17 protein-coding genes and 1 other RNA gene are annotated in these 21,654 nt (G+C 56.7%); 11 read left to right on the top strand and 7 right to left on the bottom strand.

Annotated features, from left to right (window positions below):
- Positions 1 to 148 precede the first annotated feature (148 nt).
- Together ACNY69_RS10375 and ACNY69_RS10370 are read left to right on the top strand one after the other, a co-directional pair.
- On the top strand, positions 149 to 895 hold the full coding sequence (locus ACNY69_RS10375) for an EAL domain-containing protein (protein ID WP_111139085.1): 747 nt from the start codon (positions 149 to 151) through the stop codon (positions 893 to 895).
- A 79-nt stretch (positions 896 to 974) separates the two neighbouring features.
- Positions 975 to 2,426, top strand: a complete 1,452-nt coding sequence (locus ACNY69_RS10370; protein WP_418798255.1) for a protein adenylyltransferase SelO — start codon at positions 975 to 977, stop codon at positions 2,424 to 2,426.
- A 7-nt stretch (positions 2,427 to 2,433) separates the two neighbouring features.
- Here the strand turns inward: ACNY69_RS10370 and ACNY69_RS10365 are convergent, their stop codons facing one another.
- Both ACNY69_RS10365 and ppsR read right to left on the bottom strand, forming a co-directional pair.
- Positions 2,434 to 3,480 (bottom strand): 3-deoxy-7-phosphoheptulonate synthase, encoded by a 1,047-nt coding sequence (locus ACNY69_RS10365; RefSeq protein ID WP_111139083.1) that lies wholly within the window; start codon positions 3,478 to 3,480, stop codon positions 2,434 to 2,436.
- Positions 3,481 to 3,633: 153 nt separating this feature from the next.
- A complete protein-coding gene (ppsR, locus tag ACNY69_RS10360) occupies positions 3,634 to 4,461 on the bottom strand; it encodes a posphoenolpyruvate synthetase regulatory kinase/phosphorylase PpsR (RefSeq protein WP_111139082.1) in 828 nt (275 codons plus the stop codon).
- A gap of 424 nt (positions 4,462 to 4,885) precedes the next feature.
- Here ppsR and ppsA point away from each other — a divergent pair, with 424 nt between their 5' ends.
- Positions 4,886 to 7,267, top strand: coding sequence for a phosphoenolpyruvate synthase (ppsA, locus tag ACNY69_RS10355; protein WP_293769838.1), 2,382 nt, complete (start codon positions 4,886 to 4,888; stop codon positions 7,265 to 7,267).
- 68 nt (positions 7,268 to 7,335) lie between these two features.
- On the opposite strand, the gene rprA is transcribed toward ppsA, so the two are convergent.
- Both rprA and ydiK read right to left on the bottom strand, forming a co-directional pair.
- Positions 7,336 to 7,444: antisense sRNA RprA (rprA, locus tag ACNY69_RS10350), an RNA gene on the bottom strand.
- Between the two features lie 291 nt (positions 7,445 to 7,735).
- The gene (gene ydiK, locus ACNY69_RS10345; protein WP_369974398.1) at positions 7,736 to 8,854 is read right to left on the bottom strand and encodes an AI-2E family transporter YdiK; all 1,119 of its coding nucleotides are present in this window, start codon (positions 8,852 to 8,854) and stop codon (positions 7,736 to 7,738) included.
- Positions 8,855 to 9,058: 204 nt separating this feature from the next.
- On the opposite strand from ydiK, the gene ydiJ reads away from it, so the two are divergent.
- Positions 9,059 to 12,112 (top strand): D-2-hydroxyglutarate dehydrogenase YdiJ, encoded by a 3,054-nt coding sequence (ydiJ, locus tag ACNY69_RS10340; RefSeq protein ID WP_418798212.1) that lies wholly within the window; start codon positions 9,059 to 9,061, stop codon positions 12,110 to 12,112.
- 33 nt (positions 12,113 to 12,145) lie between these two features.
- Here ydiJ and ACNY69_RS10335 read toward each other — a convergent pair whose 3' ends face one another.
- Complete coding sequence (locus ACNY69_RS10335; protein WP_293769842.1) at positions 12,146 to 12,586, bottom strand: hypothetical protein; 441 nt, start codon at positions 12,584 to 12,586, stop codon at positions 12,146 to 12,148.
- 352 nt (positions 12,587 to 12,938) lie between these two features.
- On the opposite strand from ACNY69_RS10335, the gene sufA reads away from it, so the two are divergent.
- Genes sufA through ACNY69_RS10300 form a run of 7 tightly spaced genes read left to right on the top strand, consistent with a single transcriptional unit; the run spans position 12,939 to position 19,601 of the window.
- Positions 12,939 to 13,313: a Fe-S cluster assembly scaffold SufA gene (sufA, locus tag ACNY69_RS10330; protein ID WP_111139079.1), complete on the top strand. Its 375-nt coding sequence runs from the start codon at positions 12,939 to 12,941 to the stop codon at positions 13,311 to 13,313.
- Positions 13,314 to 13,320: 7 nt separating this feature from the next.
- Entirely contained in the window at positions 13,321 to 14,814 is a 1,494-nt protein-coding gene (sufB, locus tag ACNY69_RS10325; protein ID WP_111139078.1) for a Fe-S cluster assembly protein SufB, read from the top strand.
- Between the two features lie 42 nt (positions 14,815 to 14,856).
- Positions 14,857 to 15,603, top strand: coding sequence for a Fe-S cluster assembly ATPase SufC (sufC, locus tag ACNY69_RS10320; RefSeq protein WP_111139077.1), 747 nt, complete (start codon positions 14,857 to 14,859; stop codon positions 15,601 to 15,603).
- Positions 15,578 to 16,858, top strand: coding sequence for a Fe-S cluster assembly protein SufD (gene sufD, locus ACNY69_RS10315; protein WP_111139076.1), 1,281 nt, complete (start codon positions 15,578 to 15,580; stop codon positions 16,856 to 16,858). Before sufC ends, sufD begins: the two co-directional genes overlap by 26 nt.
- A complete protein-coding gene (sufS, locus tag ACNY69_RS10310; protein ID WP_111139109.1) occupies positions 16,858 to 18,081 on the top strand; it encodes a cysteine desulfurase SufS in 1,224 nt (407 codons plus the stop codon). The genes sufD and sufS overlap by 1 nt, the downstream gene beginning before the upstream one ends.
- Before the next feature lie 21 nt (positions 18,082 to 18,102).
- Positions 18,103 to 18,519, top strand: coding sequence for a cysteine desulfuration protein SufE (gene sufE, locus ACNY69_RS10305; RefSeq protein ID WP_111139075.1), 417 nt, complete (start codon positions 18,103 to 18,105; stop codon positions 18,517 to 18,519).
- 56 nt (positions 18,520 to 18,575) lie between these two features.
- The gene (locus tag ACNY69_RS10300; RefSeq protein ID WP_367395445.1) at positions 18,576 to 19,601 is read left to right on the top strand and encodes a L,D-transpeptidase family protein; all 1,026 of its coding nucleotides are present in this window, start codon (positions 18,576 to 18,578) and stop codon (positions 19,599 to 19,601) included.
- 80 nt (positions 19,602 to 19,681) lie between these two features.
- Here ACNY69_RS10300 and ACNY69_RS10295 read toward each other — a convergent pair whose 3' ends face one another.
- Positions 19,682 to 19,918, bottom strand: coding sequence for a major outer membrane lipoprotein (locus ACNY69_RS10295; protein ID WP_003853216.1), 237 nt, complete (start codon positions 19,916 to 19,918; stop codon positions 19,682 to 19,684).
- A 303-nt stretch (positions 19,919 to 20,221) separates the two neighbouring features.
- Positions 20,222 to 21,634, bottom strand: coding sequence for a pyruvate kinase PykF (gene pykF, locus ACNY69_RS10290; RefSeq protein WP_111139073.1), 1,413 nt, complete (start codon positions 21,632 to 21,634; stop codon positions 20,222 to 20,224).
- Between the last annotated feature and the right edge of the window lie 20 nt (positions 21,635 to 21,654).

The raw sequence follows: 21,654 nt of genomic DNA, 5'->3' as shown, positions 1-21,654 counted from the left end.
AGCCTTACTATTTGGCTTAAGCGTTACAGCGAACCGGCAAACGGCAATGGAAGGCTAAAGAAGTTCATCTCTTCAATGATTTGGCACTATTGCCTGCAACTGACCATTCCTATACGATATCTCCATCGCCGCATATTCTGGCATTAAAATGAAAATTCATCTCTCGGCCGACTATCAGTCGGAAATCTGGTTCTATCCTGTCTGTGACGTTGACGGACGGTTGACCGCTGTCGAGCTGGTTACGCAGTTTGTGCATGAGAGTGCACCCATCACCCTGCCGCAGGAGCTGCTGTTGCCGCAGCTCGATGAGTCGCAGCAGCTGCGTCTGCTGCAAAGTCAGATCGGATTGCTGGAGCAGTATCGCGGCGTATTCGAAGCGCATTCGGTTTCCGCATTTATACGCATTGATGAAAACCTGGCCCGTACGCTGCTGGCCAGCGAGCTGGTGATGCGCAAATTAAAACAGCTGCCCTTCATTCTGCTGAATATCACTGAAGCGTTTCCGCAACTCCGGCTTGGCAAAAATAATGCGTTGCTGGCGAGCCTTGCGGCTGAGTTTAATTTGGCACTTTCTCATTTCGGTGCGGGCAAGAGTCCTTCCAATGCGGTCTACGATAATTTATTCAGCTGTATCTGCCTGGATAAGGAATTTATTCATTCGCTGGCCAAACGTGCCTCATTCGTGCCGTTTATTCAGAGCATTATCGATAATTTCCGCGCCCATTGCGATCAGCTGATTATTTGTGGCGTTGACGACGAGGTGCTGCTGGATAAAGTCAGCCAGCTGAGCGGCGCCGTTTTCCAGGGGGCGCTCTTCCCGGTCGTCAAATCGGATGCCCTGCATTCGCTGCTCTGCGCCGACGATCGGCAGCCTTCTTCACGCCACCCCGGCTGACAGAACCTGTTAATCCCCGCTATCGGCGTTACACTAAGGGACTAACCTGAGTAACGCTGAGCATCGCATGGGAGAAACAATGTCCTCACGCAAGGTCACCTTTGACAACACCTGGTTCCGTGAGCTTGCCGGGAATTACACCGCACTCAACCCCACGCCGCTGGCCGGTGGACGCCTGCTCTATCACAATGCGCCGCTCGCTGCTGAGATGGGCCTGGACAGCGCGCTGTTCGCGGGCCAGGGCCACAACGTCTGGCATGGCGCGGATCTGCTGCCGGGCATGCAGCCGCTGGCGCAGGTCTACAGCGGTCATCAGTTTGGCGTCTGGGCAGGGCAGCTTGGCGACGGGCGCGGCATTCTGCTGGGCGAGCAGCGTCTCGAAGATGGCAGTAAACTGGACTGGCATCTCAAGGGCGCGGGCCTGACGCCTTACTCCCGGATGGGCGACGGCCGGGCGGTCATCCGCTCCAGCGTGCGCGAGTTTCTGGCATCGGAAGCGCTGCACCACCTGGGCATTCCGACCACCCGCGCACTCACGCTCTCGATCGGCGACGAGCCGGTCTACCGCGAAACCACCGAACGCGGGGCGATGCTGATGCGCATCTCTCCGAGCCATCTGCGTTTCGGCCATTTCGAACACTTCTTTTACGGTCAGCAGCCGGAGAAAGTGCAGCAGCTGGCCGACTATGCCATTCGCCATCACTGGCCGCATCTGACAGAGGAAGCCGATCGCTATCAGCAGTGGTTTACCGACATCGTGCTGCGCACCGCGCGGCTCATCGCGTTGTGGCAGAGCGTCGGTTTCGCGCATGGAGTCATGAACACCGACAACATGTCTATCCTCGGCCTGACCCTCGACTATGGCCCCTTTGGTTTTCTGGATGATTATCAGCCCGACTTCATCTGCAATCACAGCGACTATCAGGGCCGCTACAGTTTTGAAAATCAGCCAATGATCGGCCTGTGGAATCTTAACCGTCTGGCGCATGCGTTATCGGGTCTGCTGACTACCGACCAGCTGCGAGCGGCACTGAGCGCCTATGAACCTGAACTGATGCGGGTCTGGGGCGAACGGATGCGGGCGAAGCTCGGTTTACTGACGCCGCAGAGCAGTGACAATCAGATTCTGACCGATCTGCTGGCGCTGATGACCCAGGAGCACAGCGACTACACGCTGACGTTCCGGCTGCTGAGCGAGACGCAGCAGGGGGAAAGCCGCTCACCGCTGCGTGATGAGTTTATCGATCGTGAGGCGTTTGACCGCTGGTATGAGGGGTATCGCCGCCGCCTGCTGGACGAGCAGGTCAGCGATGCGGAACGGCAGGCGGTCATGAAAGCCGCGAACCCGGCGGTGATCCTGCGCAACTATCTGGCCCAGCAGGCGATTGAAGAGGCCGAACGGGGTGAGCAGGGCGCGCTGGCACGGCTGCACCAGGCGCTGCAGCACCCCTTCAGCGATCGGACGGCCGCTGAATATCGTCAGCGGCCGCCGGAGTGGGGCAAAACCTTAGCGGTGAGCTGCTCCAGCTGATGCTGCTTCAGAGACGATGAGAAACGGCCCCGGCGAGCAGTTCGAGCACGCTTTCGCTCTCCTGCCAGCCGAGGCAGGGGTCGGTAATCGACTGGCCATAGACCAGCGGCTGACCGCTGACCACTTTCTGATTGCCCTCCTGCAGGAAGCTTTCAATCATTACGCCCGCCACGGCGCGCGAGCCTGATGTGATCTGCTCTGCGACATCGGCCGCGACATCCATCTGACGACGATGCTGCTTCAGGCAGTTGCCGTGACTGAAGTCGATCACCAGCTGTGGTGGCAGGTTAAAGGCCGCCAGGCTTTCTGCCGCCGCCGCCACATCGCTGGCGTGATAGTTGGGCTGTTTGCCGCCGCGCAGGATCACATGACCGTGGGGATTACCGCTGGTCTGATAGATGGTCATCTGGCCCCGCTTATCGGGCGAGAGGAACATATGACTGGCGCGCGCGGCGCGGATGGCATCCACGGCGATCTGGACGTTGCCATCGGTACCATTTTTAAAGCCGACCGGGCAGGAGAGGGCCGACGCCATTTCGCGGTGGATCTGGCTTTCCGTGGTACGTGCGCCAATGGCTCCCCAGCTAATCAGATCCGCAATAAACTGGCCGATCACCATATCCAGGAACTCGGTGGCGGTGGGCAGGCCCAGCGTGTTGATATCGATCAGCAGCTGGCGGGCGATGCCGATGCCACGGTTCACATCAAAGCTGCCATCCAGGTCCGGATCGGAAATCAGCCCTTTCCAGCCTACCACGGTGCGTGGCTTCTCAAAGTAAGCACGCATCACTATCTCCAGCCGATCCGCATAGCGGTCACGCAGGACGTTCAGGCGCTCCGCATATTCCAGCGCCGCTTTGGGATCGTGCAGCGAGCAGGGGCCGATGACCACCAGCAGGCGGGGATCTTCACCGGTCAGGATCCGCGCAATACGGGTGCGGGCCGCCGTGACATTATCAGCAATGGCGGCGGAAACAGGGTGTGCCTCTGCCAGGCTGGCAGGCGTAATCAGGTTATCAATGCGTGCAGTACGCAGTTCATCGGTTTTATTCATGAGTATCTCAAAAAACGGTTCTTCGCAGCGGTGAAATACCGGGAAGTGATGAGGGTCACAATAAACCATTAGCCTGCGAATTCAACCCGATAATGAATATTCAAATCAAAACAGACGGCCACGCCACGTTACAGCCTCTGCGCCATAAGAGCGCTAATACATGCGGCGGGTCAGACCCATGATGTCGAGAATTTTGGTGGCGATCTCCTCCACCGAGTAGTTGGTGCTGTTGAGATAGCGGATCTGGTGGGTGCGGAACAGCGCTTCGACTTCGCCCACCTCCAGCCGGCACTGGCGCATCGAGGCGTAGCGGGTATTTTCTGCCCGCTCCTGACGTATTGCCGCCAGCCGTTCCGGATCGATGGTCAGCCCGAAGAGTTTGTTCTGATGGGCGCGCAGGGCGGGCGGCAGCTTCAGGTTATCCATATCATCAGCAATAAAAGGGTAGTTGGCGGCGCGGATGCCGAACTGCATCGCCAGATAGAGGCTGGTGGGCGTTTTGCCGCAGCGTGAGACTCCCACCAGGATCACCTGGGCATCCTCCAGACCGCGCAGCGAGATGCCGTCGTCGTGGGCCAGGGCGTAGTCGATCGCTGCAATACGGGCATCATATTTCCCCAGATTACTGGCATCCAGCCCGTGGGTACGGTGCGCCACCGGCGCGGGCGACAAGCCCAGCTCCTGCTGCAGCGGGGCGACCAGCGCCTGCACAATGTCCTGACAGAAGCCTTCACTCTGAACGATGATGTCACGCACTTCCGGCGTCACGATCGAGAAAAACACCAGCGGCCGGACGCCGCTCTGCTGATAGAGCGCGTTTATCTGGGCTTTCACCGCCAGCGCCCGCTGAACATTCTCAACGAACGGCAGCGTCAGGCTGGTGATGTTGACCGGAAACTGCGACAGCACCGCATGACCCAATACTTCTGCCGTAATGGCGGTGCCATCAGAAATATAAAAAACGCTTCTGTCAGTTGTCATAACTATCTGCCCTGGACATGAGTGAACCGTCAGCATGAGCTATGCCGGAAAATAAATCATCCCGGATGTAAATTTCTGGAAGGTTTATCGGAATTTACGGACGGAGGTTTTCTCTGTTGCAAAGGAATAGTCACTCGTCCGCCGCGTGCTTTGTCCTTTATCAGCCGGAAAGGCCCGCGCCTTTGTTGCGCAACAAAACAGGGGGATAAGGAAGCCTGAAAAACACGTATTACAGATTTATCAGTTGCTTAGGAAAAAATGGCGGCTTTGCGCAACAGCAAAATAAAGCGCTTACAATTCCGAAACTGCGGCTGAAATTCTGCTTTAACGATTCAACAGATCGTTATCGGTGAGGCGATATGCCAGGCTGAAAACCGATTACTCCCTGTCTCACTTCATCGATAACTGATAAAGGATAAGATCAATGTCCACTACAGGCGAACAGCCACTTGTGCTCTGGTATAACCAGCTTGGCATGCATGATGTTGACCGGGTGGGAGGTAAAAATGCCTCTCTGGGTGAAATGATTACTAATCTGTCGTCGCTGGGTGTCTCCGTTCCCAATGGTTTTGCAACGACATCGTACGCGTTTAACCTGTTCCTCGATCAGAGTGGGCTGAACCAGCGCATCTATGCGCTGCTGGATGAGACCGATATTGATGATGTGGATGCGCTGGCAAAAGCGGGCCGGCAGATCCGGCAGTGGGTTGTTGAGACGCCTTTCCTGCCGGCGCTGGAGTCCGCCATTCTGGACGCGTATCAGCAGCTTTCGGCAGATGACGCGGACGCCTCTTTTGCTGTTCGCTCCTCGGCTACCGCCGAAGATATGCCCGACGCCTCCTTTGCCGGACAGCAGGAGACCTTTCTGAATGTGCAGGGCATCGACGCCGTGATGGTCGCGGTCAAGCATGTCTTTGCCTCGCTGTTCAACGACCGCGCTATCTCTTACCGCGTGCATCAGGGCTATGACCATCGCGGCGTGGCGCTCTCGGCCGGTATCCAGCGCATGGTGCGATCGGATCTCGCTGCGTCGGGCGTGATGTTCACCATCGATACCGAGTCCGGCTTCGATCAGGTGGTCTTTATTACCGCAGCGCTGGGACTGGGCGAAATGGTGGTGCAGGGCGCGGTGAACCCGGATGAATTCTACGTGCATAAGCCGACGCTGGCCGCCAGCCGTCCGTCGATTGTGCGCCGCAATATGGGCTCGAAAAAGGTCCGCATGGTCTATGCCGACTCGCAGGCGCACGGCGAGCAGGTGCGGATTGAGGATGTGCCGGAGGCTGAACGCGACCGCTTCTGCCTGAGTGATGAGGAAGTCCAGGCGCTGGCGAAACAGGCGGTGCTGATTGAGCAGCACTACCAGCGGCCGATGGACATCGAATGGGCCAAAGATGGCCACACGGGCAAGCTGTTTATTGTGCAGGCGCGGCCGGAAACCGTTCGCTCAAATGGTCAGGTGATGGAGCGTTACACGTTACAGGGGCAGGGCAGCGTCGTGGCGGAAGGGCGAGCCATCGGTCACCGTATCGGGGCTGGCACGGTGAAGGTGATCCACGATATCAGCGAAATGAACCGGATTGAGAAAGGGGATGTGCTGGTTACCGACATGACCGACCCGGACTGGGAGCCGATCATGAAAAAAGCCTCAGCGATCGTCACCAACCGTGGCGGACGCACCTGCCATGCGGCAATCATCGCGCGCGAGCTGGGCATTCCGGCAGTCGTCGGCTGCGGCGACGCCACCGATCGGCTGAAAGAGGGACATCAGGTGACCGTCTCCTGCGCCGAAGGGGACACCGGCTATGTCTACGATCAGCTGCTCGATTTCGACGTCACCAGTTCGCAGGTCGATTCGCTGCCTGAGCTGCCGCTGAAGATCATGATGAACGTCGGCAACCCCGATCGCGCTTTTGATTTTGCCTGTCTGCCTAATGAAGGCGTGGGGCTGGCGCGGCTGGAATTTATCATCAACCGCATGATTGGCGTCCATCCTAAAGCCCTGCTGGAGTTTGATCAGCAGACGCCGGAACTGCAGCAGCAGATCCGCAAAATGATGAAAGGATTTGATAATCCAGTGGAGTTCTACATCGCGCGTCTGACCGAGGGAATTGCCACACTTGGCGCAGCATTTGCACCGAAACGCGTAATTGTCCGACTTTCCGACTTCAAGACGAATGAATATGCCAACCTGGTGGGCGGCGAACGCTACGAGCCGGAAGAGGAGAACCCGATGCTGGGATTCCGTGGCGCAGGACGTTATGTCGCGGACAGCTTCCGCGACTGCTTCGCACTGGAGTGCGAGGCGGTAAAACGTGTTCGTAACGAGATGGGCCTGACCAACGTTGAGATCATGGTGCCGTTTGTGCGTACCGTCGAACAGGCGCAGGCCGTGGTGGAAGAGCTGGCGCGTCAGGGCCTGAAACGGGGCGAAAACGGGCTGAAGATCATCATGATGTGCGAAATTCCGTCGAATGCGCTGCTGGCGGATCAATTCCTGCAGCACTTTGATGGCTTCTCTATCGGTTCTAACGATATGACTCAGCTGACGCTGGGGCTGGATCGCGACTCCGGCGTCGTCTCCGCGCTGTTTGATGAGCGCAACGAGGCGGTGAAAGCGCTGCTGTCTATGGCAATCCGGGCGGCGAAACAGCAGGGCAAATATGTCGGCATCTGCGGGCAGGGACCGTCGGACCATCAGGACTTTGCGGCATGGCTGATGAAAGAGGGAATCGATAGCCTGTCGCTGAACCCGGATACCGTGGTAGAAACCTGGGTGAGCCTGGCGCAGATGACCCCCTCCTGACCCCGGCTGCACGATCGTAAAAGGCCCGCAATGCGGGCCTTTTTTTATTTATGGCGGGTCAGTTTCAGACAAAAAAAAGCCCATCACAGGGGATGGGCAAAGACTACACACAGCAATTCTTTACTCTACTCAGGGGGAATAGGGGGGTCTGGAAATCAATAGTTTGATTCAGAACATAGGAAGCATGTTATTCATACCGCTGGCTGGAGTCTTTAAGAATCCTCTTATTAGTTTAAAGCCAATAATCTTTTGTCACCTTTACTGCGCCATTTGGCTTAAGAAACAGTGCAGAAAATAATCTTTTTTGGCCTGAAATGGTCGATTTCAGCTCAGGAATGGCTTTTTTCTTAAAAATCGCTAATGAAAATCATCCTTTATCAGACAGGCGGGATGCAGTGCGGCTAATCATCATTAACCGCACTAATCATTACATCGGGCAGGGATGTTATGGCGGGTAAGCGCGACGGATCACACGACGGGCGGGGTTCCTTCATGATCGGCCAGGGCTTCCGCCACCGCCTGCGGGTCGTTATCCGGTGCCGGGGCCTCATGCACCCAGACCGAAACCAGACGGTAAGAAACCGCCAGCACCACCGGCCCGATAAACAGACCAATCATGCCAAAGGCAAAGAGTCCACCAATAACACCAGAGAGGATCAGGATCATCGGCAGGTCGGCACCCATCCGGATCAGCATCGGGCGCAGGACATTATCCAGCGTGCCGACGACGCAGCTCCAGACCAGCAGCACCGTTCCCCAGGTGGTATCACCGCTCCAGTAGAGGTAGATGATGGCCGGAACCAGCACCAGCAGCGGCCCGATCTGCACCAGACAGCACAGGATCATCAGCACCGTCAGCAGCGTAGCGTAGGGGATGCCGGAGAGCGCCAGACCGATCCCTCCCAGCACGCCCTGCACCAGTGCCGTTACCACCACGCCCAGCGCCACGGCGCGAATGGACTGTGCTGCCAGCAGTACGGCGGCATCACCGCGTCGTCCCGCCATGCGGAAAGCAAAGTGACGGATACCCTGAGCCGCCTGCTCGCCACGCCAGTAGAGCAGCACACTGAACAGCAGCATCACGCCCAGATGGATCATAAACCGCCCGAAATGGCCAGCCTGTGCGACAAAGAAGCCGGTCGTGCGGCCGATATAGGGCTGAATCTTGGCCATCACGCCCGCACCACCGCTCGCCACCAGCTTGTCATAACTGGCGTAGAGCTTCTCACCGACCATCGGCACATCGTTAAGCCACAGCAGCTGCGGCATCGTATGCCCCTGCGTCACCCAGGCAATCACCGGCGCGCTGTTGTCGATCAGACTGCTGACCAGCAGGGCGATAGGAATAATAAACAGCAGCAGTAACAGCAGCGTCATCACAATGACCGCCAGGGAGCGGCGGCCCCATAGCAGTCGCTGAAATTTTAACATCAGCGGCCAGGTGGCAATCACCACCATACTGGCCCACGCAAAGCCCAGAATAAAGGGCTGTACCACCCATAAACAGGCGACAATCAGCAGCAGAATAAACATCAGAGTGAAGAGTATTTGCGGTAAATCCATATCCCGGTACTGGCTTTTCATCATTGACTCATAACCTCGTCTTAATCCTTCATTTTCAGGCATTCGGATACCTGTTTTTATCATGATCTATTTACCGGGGATTAAACAGCATCGCGGAAAAGGTTTTTGGCTTTTCTGAAAAAACGGCAGAGGCAGAAAAAATATGATAAAACGGGAAATCGCTAACGCATAAACGCAAACGTTTACAACACCTTCGGTCAGACAATCATGATCCCACAGATTTCGCAGGCACCGGGCCTCGTTCAACTGGTGCTGACGTTCCTTGAGTCGCTGAAAGAGCAGGGTTTCACCGGCGACATGGCGACCAGCTATGCCGATCGTCTCTCACTCTCCACCGATAACAGTATCTACCAGTTGCTGCCCGATGCAGCCCTGTTCCCACGCTCAACGGCGGATGTGGCGCTGCTGGCCCGTGTGGCTGGCGAAGCCCGTTTTGCCAGCCTGGTGTTTACGCCGCGTGGCGGTGGCACCGGCACCAACGGCCAGTCGCTGAATCAGGGCATTGTGGTGGACATGTCGCGTTACATGAACCGCATCCTGGAGATCAACACCGATGAAGGCTGGGTGCGGGTCGAGGCCGGTGTAGTCAAAGATCAGCTGAATGCCTGGCTGAAGCCTTTCGGCTTCTTCTTTTCACCAGAGCTATCGACCAGTAACCGGGCGACACTGGGCGGCATGATCAACACTGATGCGTCGGGTCAGGGATCGCTGGTCTACGGCAAAACCTCGGATCATGTACTGGGTCTGCGCGCCGTGCTGCTGGGGGGGGACATTCTCGATACCCGGCCGATGGCGACCGCCCTGGCTGAAACCCTGGCGCAGACGGCCACGCCCGAAGGGCGGATTTACCAGCAGGTTCTGACGCGCTGCCGCGAACAGCGCGCGCTGATTCTGGAAAAGTTTCCCAGGCTGAATCGGTTCCTTACCGGCTATGACCTGCGTCACGTCTTCAGCGATGATATGCAGACCTTTGACCTGACCCGCCTGCTGTGTGGGGCAGAGGGAACCCTGGCGTTTGTGACGGAAGCGCGGCTTGATATCACCCCGTTGCCGAAGGTGCGGCGACTGGTCAACATCAAGTATGACTCGTTTGACTCTGCGCTGCGCAATGCCCCTTTCATGGTGGAGGCACAGGCGCTGTCGGTTGAAACCGTCGACTCGAAAGTGCTGAACCTGGCGCGTGAAGATATCGTCTGGCATTCGGTACGCGAACTGATCGCCGACGTGCCCGATAAAGAGATGCTGGGCCTGAACATCGTGGAGTTCGCCGGTGATAACGCTGCGCTGATCGATCAGCAGATCGACAGGCTCTGTACCCGTCTGGATACGTTGATGGCGCAGCAGCAGGGCGGCGTGATTGGCTATCAGCTCTGCAACGATCTGACGGGCATTGAACGCATCTATAACATGCGGAAAAAAGCGGTGGGTCTGCTGGGGAACGCCCGAGGCCGGGCGAAGCCGATTCCGTTTGTAGAGGATACGGCGGTGCCGCCGGAGAAGCTGGCGGACTACATCGTGGAGTTTCGCGCACTGCTCGACAGCCACGGCCTGAGCTATGGTATGTTCGGCCATGTCGATGCCGGGGTTCTGCATGTGCGTCCGGCGCTGGATATGTGCGACCCGCAGCAGGAGATGATGATGAAGCAGATCTCCGATGAGGTGGTGGCGCTGACCGCGCGTTACGGCGGTCTGCTCTGGGGCGAACATGGCAAAGGGTTCCGGGCCCAGTACAGTCCGGCCTTCTTTGGCGAGACGCTGTTTAACGAGCTGCGGCGCATTAAAGCCGCCTTCGATCCACTTAATCGCCTCAATCCGGGCAAAATCTGCACGCCGATTGAGAGCCATGACGAAATGATGCAGGTCGATGCGGTGACGCGCGGAAGCTATGATCGGCAGATCCCGTTAACGGTGCGGGATGAGTGGCGCGGCGCGATGGAGTGTAACGGCAACGGCTTGTGCTTTAACTTCGATGCTCGTAGTCCGATGTGCCCCTCCATGAAGATTACCCGCAATCGCATTCACTCGCCGAAAGGCCGGGCAACGCTGATGCGCGAGTGGCTGCGGCTGCTGGCCGGGCAGGGTATCGATCCGCTGCTGCTGGAGAAGCAGTTGCCGGAAAGTCGGCTCTCCCTGCGCGCACTCATCGCCCGGACCCGCAACAGCTGGCACGCCAGAAAAGGGGAATATGATTTCTCTCACGAGGTAAAAGAGGCGATGTCGGGCTGCCTGGCCTGCAAAGCCTGTTCAACCCAGTGCCCGATTAAGATTGACGTGCCTGCGTTCCGCTCGCGCTTCTTACAGCTCTATCACACCCGCTACCTGCGACCGGCCAGCGATCACCTGGTCGCCGCCGTAGAGAGCTATGCGCCCCTGATGGCGAAAGCGCCGGGGGTGTTTAACTTCTTCCTGCGCCAGCCGTGGCTCAAAGAGTTGAGTAAGACGCATATCGGCATGGTCGATCTGCCGCTGCTCTCTGCGCCGAACCTGAAGCAGCAGCTGAGTGGCCATCCCGCCATGAACATGACGCTGGAGCAGCTGGAGGCGATGCCAGCGGACGAACGGGCCGGTTATGTGCTGGTGGTGCAGGATCCCTTCACCAGCTTCTACGAGGCGCAGCTGGTGAACGATTTTGTCCGGCTGATTGAAAAGCTCGGCTACCGTCCGGTCCTGCTGCCGTTTTCACCCAACGGCAAGGCGCAACATGTGAAGGGCTTCCTGCAACGGTTTGCCCGCACCGCGACCCGCACCGCCGATTTTCTTAACCGGGTGGCTAAACTGGGGCTGCCGATGGTTGGCGTCGATCCGGCCACCGTGCTCTGCTATCGCGATGAGTATCGCCAGACGCTGGGTGAGGCGCGCGGCGATTTTACGGTGCTGCTGGTGCATGAATGGCTGCAGCGTGCGCTGGCCGACCGCGAGGTGCAGACGACCAGCGGCGAGCCCTGGTATCTGTTTGCCCACTGTACCGAGGTCACTGCATTGCCGTCGACGCCCGATCAGTGGCAGGCCATCTTCGCCCGCTTTGGCGCGAAGCTGGAAAATATCAACGTGGGTTGCTGCGGTATGGCCGGCACCTACGGTCACGAAACAGAAAACCTGGAAAACTCGCTGGGCATCTATGCGCTTTCGTGGCATCCGCAGCTTCAGCGCCTGCCCCGCCAGCGCTGTCTGGCCACCGGTTACTCCTGCCGCAGTCAGGTCAGCCGCGTGGAAGGCAACGGCATGCGCCATCCGCTTCAGGCCCTGTTGGCGCTGATGTAAAAAAATTGTGCGCGACGTCACGCAGTGGCTGGATTAGAATGTTCCGCCTGCGTGACGGACAAAGTCACTCTGTAGCTCGGTCGCTTTGTGCCACTCGCCGGTGAGCGCCAGCTGATGGCAGAGGCGGGTCAGGGAGAGTCGCGCCAGTTGCCAGGCCTGAAGGCGAAACAGGCGATCGCGCCCTGGGTTTCCTATCTCCTGAACCAGACGATGATGCAGTTTACCCAGCGTGTGCAGGTAGCTCTGATCGTCACCGTTCAACTGGCAGAGTTCTGCCATATCCTGACAGGCATCGTTAAACTGACGCAGCTGATGGATTGAGCAGTCGGCCCGATCAAGCTTTGCCTGCGCCATATAAAAGTCGACGGAGATATCCCGCAGCGAGAAGTGATATTCCTCGATCTGATGGTGCAGCCAGGCGGAGACAGAAAGCATAGTGATGTCGCCCTGAATGTTAATGATAATAATTATCATATTCATCCGGGCCACGATTGCAATTGGCACCGAGAAAAATTTATCGATTTATCCTGCCTGTCGGTATAATCGGGAATAACAATCTATTTACATCGCAGAAAGGCGTAACCTATCAATAAGGATTTTTTGCAAAAGTGTTTTTTTTAAAAAGAGTGATTTATTAACAGGTTAGCACTGGCTTATTGCGGCTGATTCTCCTGCCACAGGGTGGGCGGAAGCAGCTATGCTTAATATTCAGGCGAATAAAACAGCACAAGATGATTATCCCTGCAAAACAAGAGGTTGAAGTGATTGGTCAGATCACTACCATAGGGGGATAGCCTGAAAAGGTCCTGACTCAAGAGGTATCAACATGGCATCCGTTAATACAGACTCTTTCTCACCCGACGACTTTGTCTGGAAAGGGCTGACGCTGACTGAAACCGCAGCGCAACAAATTCTCAATCTGGCGGCTCAGGACCCTGATGTCAAGGGTCTGCGGCTGAGCGTAAAACAATCCGGCTGTGCCGGCTTTGGCTACGTGATGGATTTAGTGAAAGAACCCGTCGAAGACGATCTGCAGTTCTCATTCCACGGCGCAACGCTGTTTGTGCCGCTTCAGGCGATGCCATTCGTTGATGGCACCGAGCTGGACTACGTTCGCGAAGGCCTGAATCAGATTTTTAAATTCAATAACCCTAAAGCTCAGCACGCCTGCGGGTGCGGTGAGAGCTTTGGCGTCGAGTAAGTGAAATATGTCACGACACAGCGAAGCATCTGACGATGTACAAATCTGGGAAGGCAAGCTCAACTACAAAGAGGGCTTCTTCACCCAACTGCAGACCGAAGAATTTGCCAACGGCATCAATGAAGATGTGGTGCGGGCGATCTCGGCCAAGCGTAACGAGCCAGAGTGGATGCTGGAGTTTCGTCTTAAGGCGTTTCATGCCTGGCTGGAAATGGAAGAGCCACACTGGCTGAAAGCGCACTACGAAAAACTCGACTACCAGGATTACAGTTACTACTCCGCGCCTTCCTGCGGCAACTGTGATGACACCTGCGCCTCCGAGCCGGGTGTCACCCAGGCCTCCGGCAGTGCGCCCGCCAGCGACTATCTGACGCAGGAAGTGGAAAACGCCTTTAACCAGCTGGGTGTCCCGGTTCGTGAAGGGCGCGAAGTGGCTGTTGACGCCATCTTCGACTCCGTTTCGGTCGCCACCACCTATCGCGGCAAGCTGGCGGAGCAGGGGATCATCTTCTGTTCATTCGGCGAGGCGATTCAGGAGCATCCTGAGCTGGTGAAGCAGTATCTCGGCACGGTCGTCCCGGCCAACGATAACTTCTTCGCGGCGCTGAACTCGGCGGTGGCCTCTGACGGCACCTTCGTCTACATCCCGAAAGGGGTGCGTTGCCCGATGGAGCTGTCGACCTATTTCCGCATCAACGCGGCGAAAACCGGTCAGTTCGAGCGTACCATCCTGATCGCCGATGAAGACAGCTACGTCAGCTACATCGAAGGCTGTTCAGCCCCGGTGCGTGACTCCTATCAGCTGCACGCCGCCGTGGTGGAAGTGATCATCCACAAAAATGCCGAAGTGAAATATTCGACCGTTCAGAACTGGTTCCCGGGCGGCGAAGGCGAGGGCGGTATCCTTAACTTCGTGACCAAGCGCGCGCTGTGTGAAGGTGACCACAGCAAGATGTCCTGGACGCAGTCTGAAACCGGCTCCGCCATCACCTGGAAATACCCGAGCTGTATTCTGCGCGGCGATCATTCGGTTGGCGAATTCTACTCCGTGGCGCTGACCAGCGGTCGTCAGCAGGCCGATACCGGCACCAAGATGATCCACATCGGGAAAAACACCCGTTCGACCATCATCTCCAAAGGGATCTCGGCGGGTAAAAGCCAGAACACCTATCGTGGTCTGGTAAAAATCATGCCGAGCGCCACCAACGCCCGTAACTTTACGCAGTGTGACTCGATGCTGATCGGTCCCGATTGCGGCGCCCATACCTTCCCGTATGTGGAGACCCGCAATAATACCGCCCAGCTTGAGCACGAAGCCACGACATCCCGTATCGGCGAAGATCAGATGTTCTACTGTCTGCAACGCGGTATCAGTGAAGAAGATGCGATCTCGATGATCGTGAACGGCTTCTGTAAAGACGTCTTCTCGGAACTGCCACTGGAATTTGCCGTGGAAGCCCAGAAATTGTTAGCTATCAGCCTTGAGCACAGTGTGGGCTGATGCCGTCACACGCCTTGCCGGAAGCAATGTGAAGGAATAAGTATGTTAAGCATTAAAGATTTACAGGTCAGTGTTGAAGATAAAGCCATTCTGCGTGGCCTGAATCTCGAAATTAAACCGGGCGAAGTCCATGCCATCATGGGTCCGAACGGTTCAGGTAAGAGTACGCTCTCCGCGACGCTGGCCGGCCGTGAAGATTATGAAATCACCGGCGGCTCCGTGACGTTCAAGGGCAAAGATCTGCTGGAGCTGGCACCTGAAGAGCGTGCCGGTGAAGGGGTCTTTATGGCCTTCCAGTATCCGGTCGAAATTCCGGGCGTCAGCAATCAGTTCTTCCTGCAGACCTCCGTCAATGCGGTGCGTAAATATCGTCAGCAGGATGAGCTGGATCGCTTCGACTTCCAGGACTTCATCGAAGAGAAAATTCAGCTGCTGAAGATGCCGGAAGATCTGCTGACCCGCTCCGTCAACGTCGGCTTCTCCGGCGGTGAGAAGAAGCGTAACGACATTCTGCAGATGGCGGCGCTGGAGCCGGATCTCTGCATCCTGGATGAAACCGACTCCGGTCTGGATATCGATGCGCTGAAAATCGTTGCCAACGGCGTCAACAGCCTGCGTGACGAGAAGCGTGCCTTCATCATCGTGACCCACTACCAGCGTATTCTGGACTACATCAAGCCAGACTTCGTTCATGTTCTGTATCAGGGCAAAATCGTGAAATCTGGCGACTTCTCGCTGGTGAAACAGCTGGAGGAGCAAGGTTATGGCTGGCTTACCGACGAAGAGTGATTCTGCGCTGCAACAGTGGCATCACCTGTTTGAGTCGCGCGGCGACAAACGCTCTCTGCAGGCTCAGCAGCACTGGCAGCAACTGATGCGCGTGGGTCTGCCGACCCGCAAGCATGAAAACTGGAAATACACGCCGCTGGATACGCTGCTGTCTCAGCAGTTTGTACTGCCTGATGCGCCGCAGACCCTGAGCGCGGAACAGGTTGACGCGCTGGCGTTGCCGCTGGACGCGATCCGACTGGTCTTCGTGGATGGCCAGTTCCAGCCCGACTTCAGCAGCCGCGACAGCGAACTGTTTGAGATCCAGCACAGTGCTGCGGCGGCGCGCCATCCGCTGCCTGCTGCGGTTCAGCCTGAAGTGTTCCTGCATCTGACCGAGAGCCTGGCGGAAGAGGTCACGACCCTGCGCCTGGCGCGCGGCAAATCCGCGGCACGTCCGCTCTACCTGCTGCATATCACCAGCGGCAAGCCGGACAGCATGAACACGGTGCACTATCGCCATCATCTGCAGCTGGAAGAGAGCGCCGAAGCGGAAGTGATCGAGCACTATGTGTCGCTGGGTGAACATGCTCACTTCACCGGGGCACGCTTCACCTTTGCGGTGGGCGACAATGCGAAGCTGACGCACACCAAGCTGGCCTTCGAAGGCAGCAGCAGCTATCACTTCGCGCACAACGATCTGGTGATTGGCAACGACGGTCAGGTCAGCAGCACCAGCTTCCTGCTGGGTGCCGGTCTGTCACGTCACAACAGCAGCACACAACTGAACGGCGAAAACAGCACGCTGGCTATCAATAGCCTGGTGCTGCCGGTGAAACAGGAAGTGGCGGATACCCGTACCTACCTGGAGCACAACAAAGGCCACTGTGTCAGCCGTCAGATGCACAAAACCATCGTGCGCGACAAAGGGCGTGCGGTGTTCAACGGCCATATCAAAGTGGCACAGCATGCGCTGAAGACCGACGGACAGATGACCAACAACAACCTGTTGCTGGGCAAGCTTTCTGAAGTGGACACCAAACCGCAGCTGGAAATCTACGCGGATGACGTGAAGTGCAGTCACGGTGCCACCATCGGTCGTATTGACGACGAGCAGATGTTCTACCTGCGTTCACGCGGAATTGAGCAGGATGCGGCGCAGACCATGATTATCCACGCGTTTGCCGCGGAGCTGACCGAAACCCTGGAAGATGAGGTGATCCGTCAGGCCGTGCTGCAGCGTATCGCGCAACGTTTTCCCGGAGGCGACGTATGATGAACTTCGATCTCGAACGCATCAGGGCTGATTTTCCTATCCTGAAGCGTGAGGTCAACGGTCATCCGCTGGCCTATCTTGACAGTGCGGCCAGCGCACAGCGTCCACTCGCCGTGATAAACGCCGAGAGTCATTTCTATCAGCACGGCTACGCGGCCGTGCATCGTGGTATCCATACGCTGAGCCAGCAGGCGACCAGCGACATGGAGAACGTGCGCGACCAGGCTGCCCGTTTTATCAATGCCGCCTCGCAGGAAGAGATTGTTTTCGTCAAGGGCACCACCGAAGGTATCAATCTGGTGGCGAACACCTGGGGCAGCAGCAACCTCCAGGCGGGCGATAACCTGATCATCACTGAGATGGAGCATCACGCCAACATCGTGCCGTGGCAGATGCTGGCGGCGCGCAACGGTGCCGAGGTGCGTGTCCTGCCGCTGAACAACAACGGTGAACTGGCGCTGGAGCAGCTGGCGGGGCTGATCGACAGCCGCACCCGGTTACTGGCCGTGACGCATGTTTCTAACGTGCTGGGCACCGTTAACCCGGTCAAAGCGATCGTCGCGCAGGCAAAAGCCGCTGGCGTGGTCACGCTGGTGGATGGCGCACAGGCGGTGATGCACGACCGGGTGGATGTGCAGGATATCGGCTGCGACTTCTACGTCTTCTCCAGCCACAAGCTCTATGGCCCGAATGGGGTCGGCATTCTCTACGGCCGCAAGGCGCTGCTGGATGAGATGCCACCGTGGGAAGGGGGCGGCTCGATGATCGATCGCGTCATGCTGCCAACCGGCACCAGCTGGAACAGCGCACCGTGGCGTTTTGAAGCGGGCACGCCCAACACCGGCGGCATTATCGGCTTTGGCGCGGCGATGGCCTATGTGCAGGCACTGGGACTGGATACGATCCATCAGCGTGAAACCGCATTGATGAACTATGCGCTGGATAAGCTGGGCACGGTCCCGGATATTCAGATCTACGGTCCTCAGTCACGCGCAGGCGTCATCGCCTTTAACCTTGGCAAACATCACGCCTATGATGTCGGCAGTTTTCTGGACCAGTATGGCATCGCCATCCGCACCGGACACCACTGCGCGATGCCGCTGATGCAGCATTACAACGTGCCAGCCATGTGTCGTGCCTCCTTCACCTTCTACAACAGTGAAGAAGAAGTGGATCGTCTGGCTGCCGGTCTGACGCGCATTCATCGTCTGCTGGGCGGCTGAACAGTTTTAACGGAGTAACCGATGGCGAATTTGCCTGACAAAGAGAAACTGGTTCGTAACTTTAATCGTTGCGCCAACTGGGAAGAGAAGTATCTCTACATCATTGAGCTGGGCTCAAAGCTCCCGGAATCGTCTGAAACCTTACACCAGCCGGAGAATGTGATTTCAGGCTGTCAGAGTCAGGTGTGGATCCGCATGACGCCGCAGGCGGATGGTTCCATCGCGTTTGAAGGCGACAGCGATGCCGCTATCGTTAAGGGACTGATTGCTATCGTTTTCAGTCTCTATCAGAACCTGCCGCCCGCCGAGATTCTGGCGCTGGATGTCCGCCACTGGTTTGGCGAACTGGCGCTGATGCAGCACCTGACGCCCACCCGGTCGCAGGGGCTGGAGGCGATGATTCGGTCTATTCGCCATACCGCTCAGAACCTTAGCTAAGTTACACTCCACAGACGCCATCCGGCGTCTGTTTTTTTATCTGACGAGAACATTGCATGAAACCTGCTTTACGTTTAGCCGGTGCATTGCTGCTGACCTGTTTTGGGCTCTCTGCACCCGCCTTCGCCACGGAATATCCGCTGCCGCCGCCTGACAGTCGCCTGATTGGCGAAAACGTCCTGACCCAGGTTCCCGATGACAAACAACCCCTGGAAGCTATTGCCGCACGCTATCAGGTCGGCCTGCTGGGGATGCTGGAGGCCAATCCGGGCACCGATCCCTGGTTGCCCAGAGCGGGCACGCAGTTGACGGTGCCGCTCCAGATGATCCTGCCGGATACGCCGCGTGAAGGCATCGTGGTGAATCTGGCCGAGCTGCGTCTCTACTACTACCCCAAAGGCGAAGACAAGGTCATCGTCTATCCGATCGGGATTGGTCAGCTGGGTGCGGCTACACCCGTGATGGTGACACAGATCAGTCAGAAGATCCCCAACCCGACCTGGACGCCTACGGCTAATATCCGCAAGCGTTACGCGAAAGAGGGCATTACCCTGCCTGGCGTCGTCCCGGCCGGCCCGGATAACCCGATGGGGCAGTTTGCGATGCGTCTGGCGCGTGGCACCGGGCAGTATCTGATCCACGGCACCAATGCGAAGTTTGGTATCGGGATGCGCGTCAGCTCAGGCTGCATCCGCCTGCGTTCAGAGGATATTGAGGCGCTGTTTAATGCCGTGCCGAAAGGAACCCGGGTACAGATCATCAATCAGCCGGTGAAGTATGCGGTAGAGCCGGATGGCAAACGCTACGTGGAAGTGCATCAGCCACTCTCACGCAATGACAAAGACGATCCGCAGACCATGCCACTTGCGCTCAGTGCTGACATGAAGCGGTTTATGAAAAGCGATAAGAGTGACAGCGCGCTGATTAAAGCCAGTCTGGCAAGACGCTCAGGAATGCCGGTGCTGGTCAGCAGCGGTGAGCCGGTAGAGAGTGATACCGTGCCGCCTGCGAGCCTGCAGGATGCCGCACAAGAGGCGGAGAAGCCGGTTTCAGAGACAGACGCGAAAACAGCTCAGCCCTGACACGAGGCGTGCCCGCGAGGGCACGACATTCAGGGCAAAAAAAATGGCGCCATAAAGGCGCCATTTTTAAACCAGAACTCTTACTTACGGTAAGAGTGAGCCTGGTTGTCCAGACGCTGGTTAGCGCGAGCTGCGTCGTCTTTAGCAGCCTGAACGTCTGAACGCACTGCGTTCACGTCGTTGCTCAGCTGGTCAACTTTAGCGTTCAGAGTCTGAACGTCTGAAGACAGCTGGTCGATTTTAGCGTTGCTTGAGCAACCAGCCAGCATAGTTGAAGCCAGAACTACCGCGCCCAGTACCAGTTTAGTACGATTCATTATTTATACCCTCTAGATTGAGTTAATCTCCATGTAGCGTTACAAGTATTACACAAAGTTTTTTAGGTTGAGAATAAATTTTTGATGAGAACATGCTTAAATTTGATCGTTCGCTCAAAGAAGCAGCGAATCCCAGAACATGATAAAAAAATTTAGCGAAAACAGAGAGATTTAATCGGATTAACCTTAATATTAAGAGTATTTGAATAGTTATTTTCTATTGGAATTTTCCGGCATCTGGTTTAAGAAGAAATAAAAAAAGCGCCCGTTTAAGGCGCTTTAAAATAAAAACTAAGTCAGGATTTACAGGACGTGTACTGAGGCGGTGTTGGTAGTTCCGCTTGGTACTAATGCACCTGAAACCAGTACCACGACGTCACCTTTCTGACCGTAGCCGCTTTCCAGCGCCGCTTCTTTACCCAGACGATAGAAATCATCGGTAGAGGCGATTTCAGTCACCAGGCGGGTTTCGATCCCTTTGCTCAGGATCAGCTGACGCGCCGTAGTCTGGTTAGTGGTCAGCGCCAGGATGGTGGCGTTCGGGAAATATTTACGTACAGCCTTCGCAGACTTGCCACCTTCGGTTGCGACCACAATCAGCGGCGCTTCCAGTTTTTCAGCGGTTTCCACGGCACCACGGCAGACGGCTTCGGTAATACGCAGTTTGCGGGTGTCGTTCTCACTGTCGATGCGGGACTTCATCACGCGGTCAGTACGTTCACAGATGGTCGCCATGATGGTGACCGACTCCAGCGGATAACGGCCTTTGGCGCTCTCGCCTGACAGCATAACCGCATCGGTTCCGTCGAGGATGGCGTTGGCTACGTCACCGGCTTCTGCACGGGTAGGGCGCGGGTTTTTGATCATGGAGTCCAGCATCTGAGTGGCCGTGATGACCACTTTGCGGGCTTTATTACATTTTTTAATCATCATCTTCTGCGCGAAGATGACTTCTTCAACCGGGATCTCAACACCCAGGTCGCCACGCGCAACCATGATGCCGTCTGAGGCTTCGAGGATTTCGTCGAAGTTGTTCAGGCCTTCCTGGTTTTCGATTTTAGAGATGATCTGGATGTGCTCGCCACCGTGCTGTTTCAGGTGTTCGCGGATTTCCAGTACGTCTGAACGTTTACGGATAAAGGAGGCGGCGACGAAGTCCACGCCCTGCTCGCAACCGAAAATCAGGTCGCGCTTATCTTTTTCTGCCAGCGCAGGCAGCTGGATAGAGACGCCTGGCAGGTTGACGCCTTTGTTTTCGCCCAGATCGCCATTGTTCAGGACTTTACAGACCACGGTATTCTCGGTGACTTCGGTCACTTCCATGCCGATCAGGCCATCGTCGACCAGCACGGTGTTACCGATTTTCAGGTCAGCGGTGAAGCCCGGGTAGGTGACAGCAACGCGCTCGTTGTTACCAATCACGCTCTGGTCGGTGGTAAAGGTGAAGGTCTGACCCGCTTTCAGAGACGCATCGTTGCCGCCTTCCAGTTTCATGGTGCGGATTTCAGGACCTTTGGTATCCAGCAGAATCGCGGCCTGACGGCCGGTTTTCTGCATCACGGCACGCATATTTGAAATGCGCTGGCCATGCTCAGCATAGTCACCGTGAGAGAAGTTAAGACGCATAACGTTCATGCCAGCTTCAAGCAGCTGAGTCAGCATCTCTTCGGATTCGGTTTTCGGGCCGATTGTACAAACGATTTTAGTCTTTTTCATGACGGATTATCTGTAAGTTG

It is taken from the genome of Pantoea graminicola (genome assembly GCF_048452665.1).
Taxonomy (GTDB): Bacteria; Pseudomonadota; Gammaproteobacteria; order Enterobacterales; family Enterobacteriaceae; genus Pantoea.
Note: the sequence above shows the minus strand (reverse complement) of the source record. Positions and strands in the feature narration are given on the sequence as shown.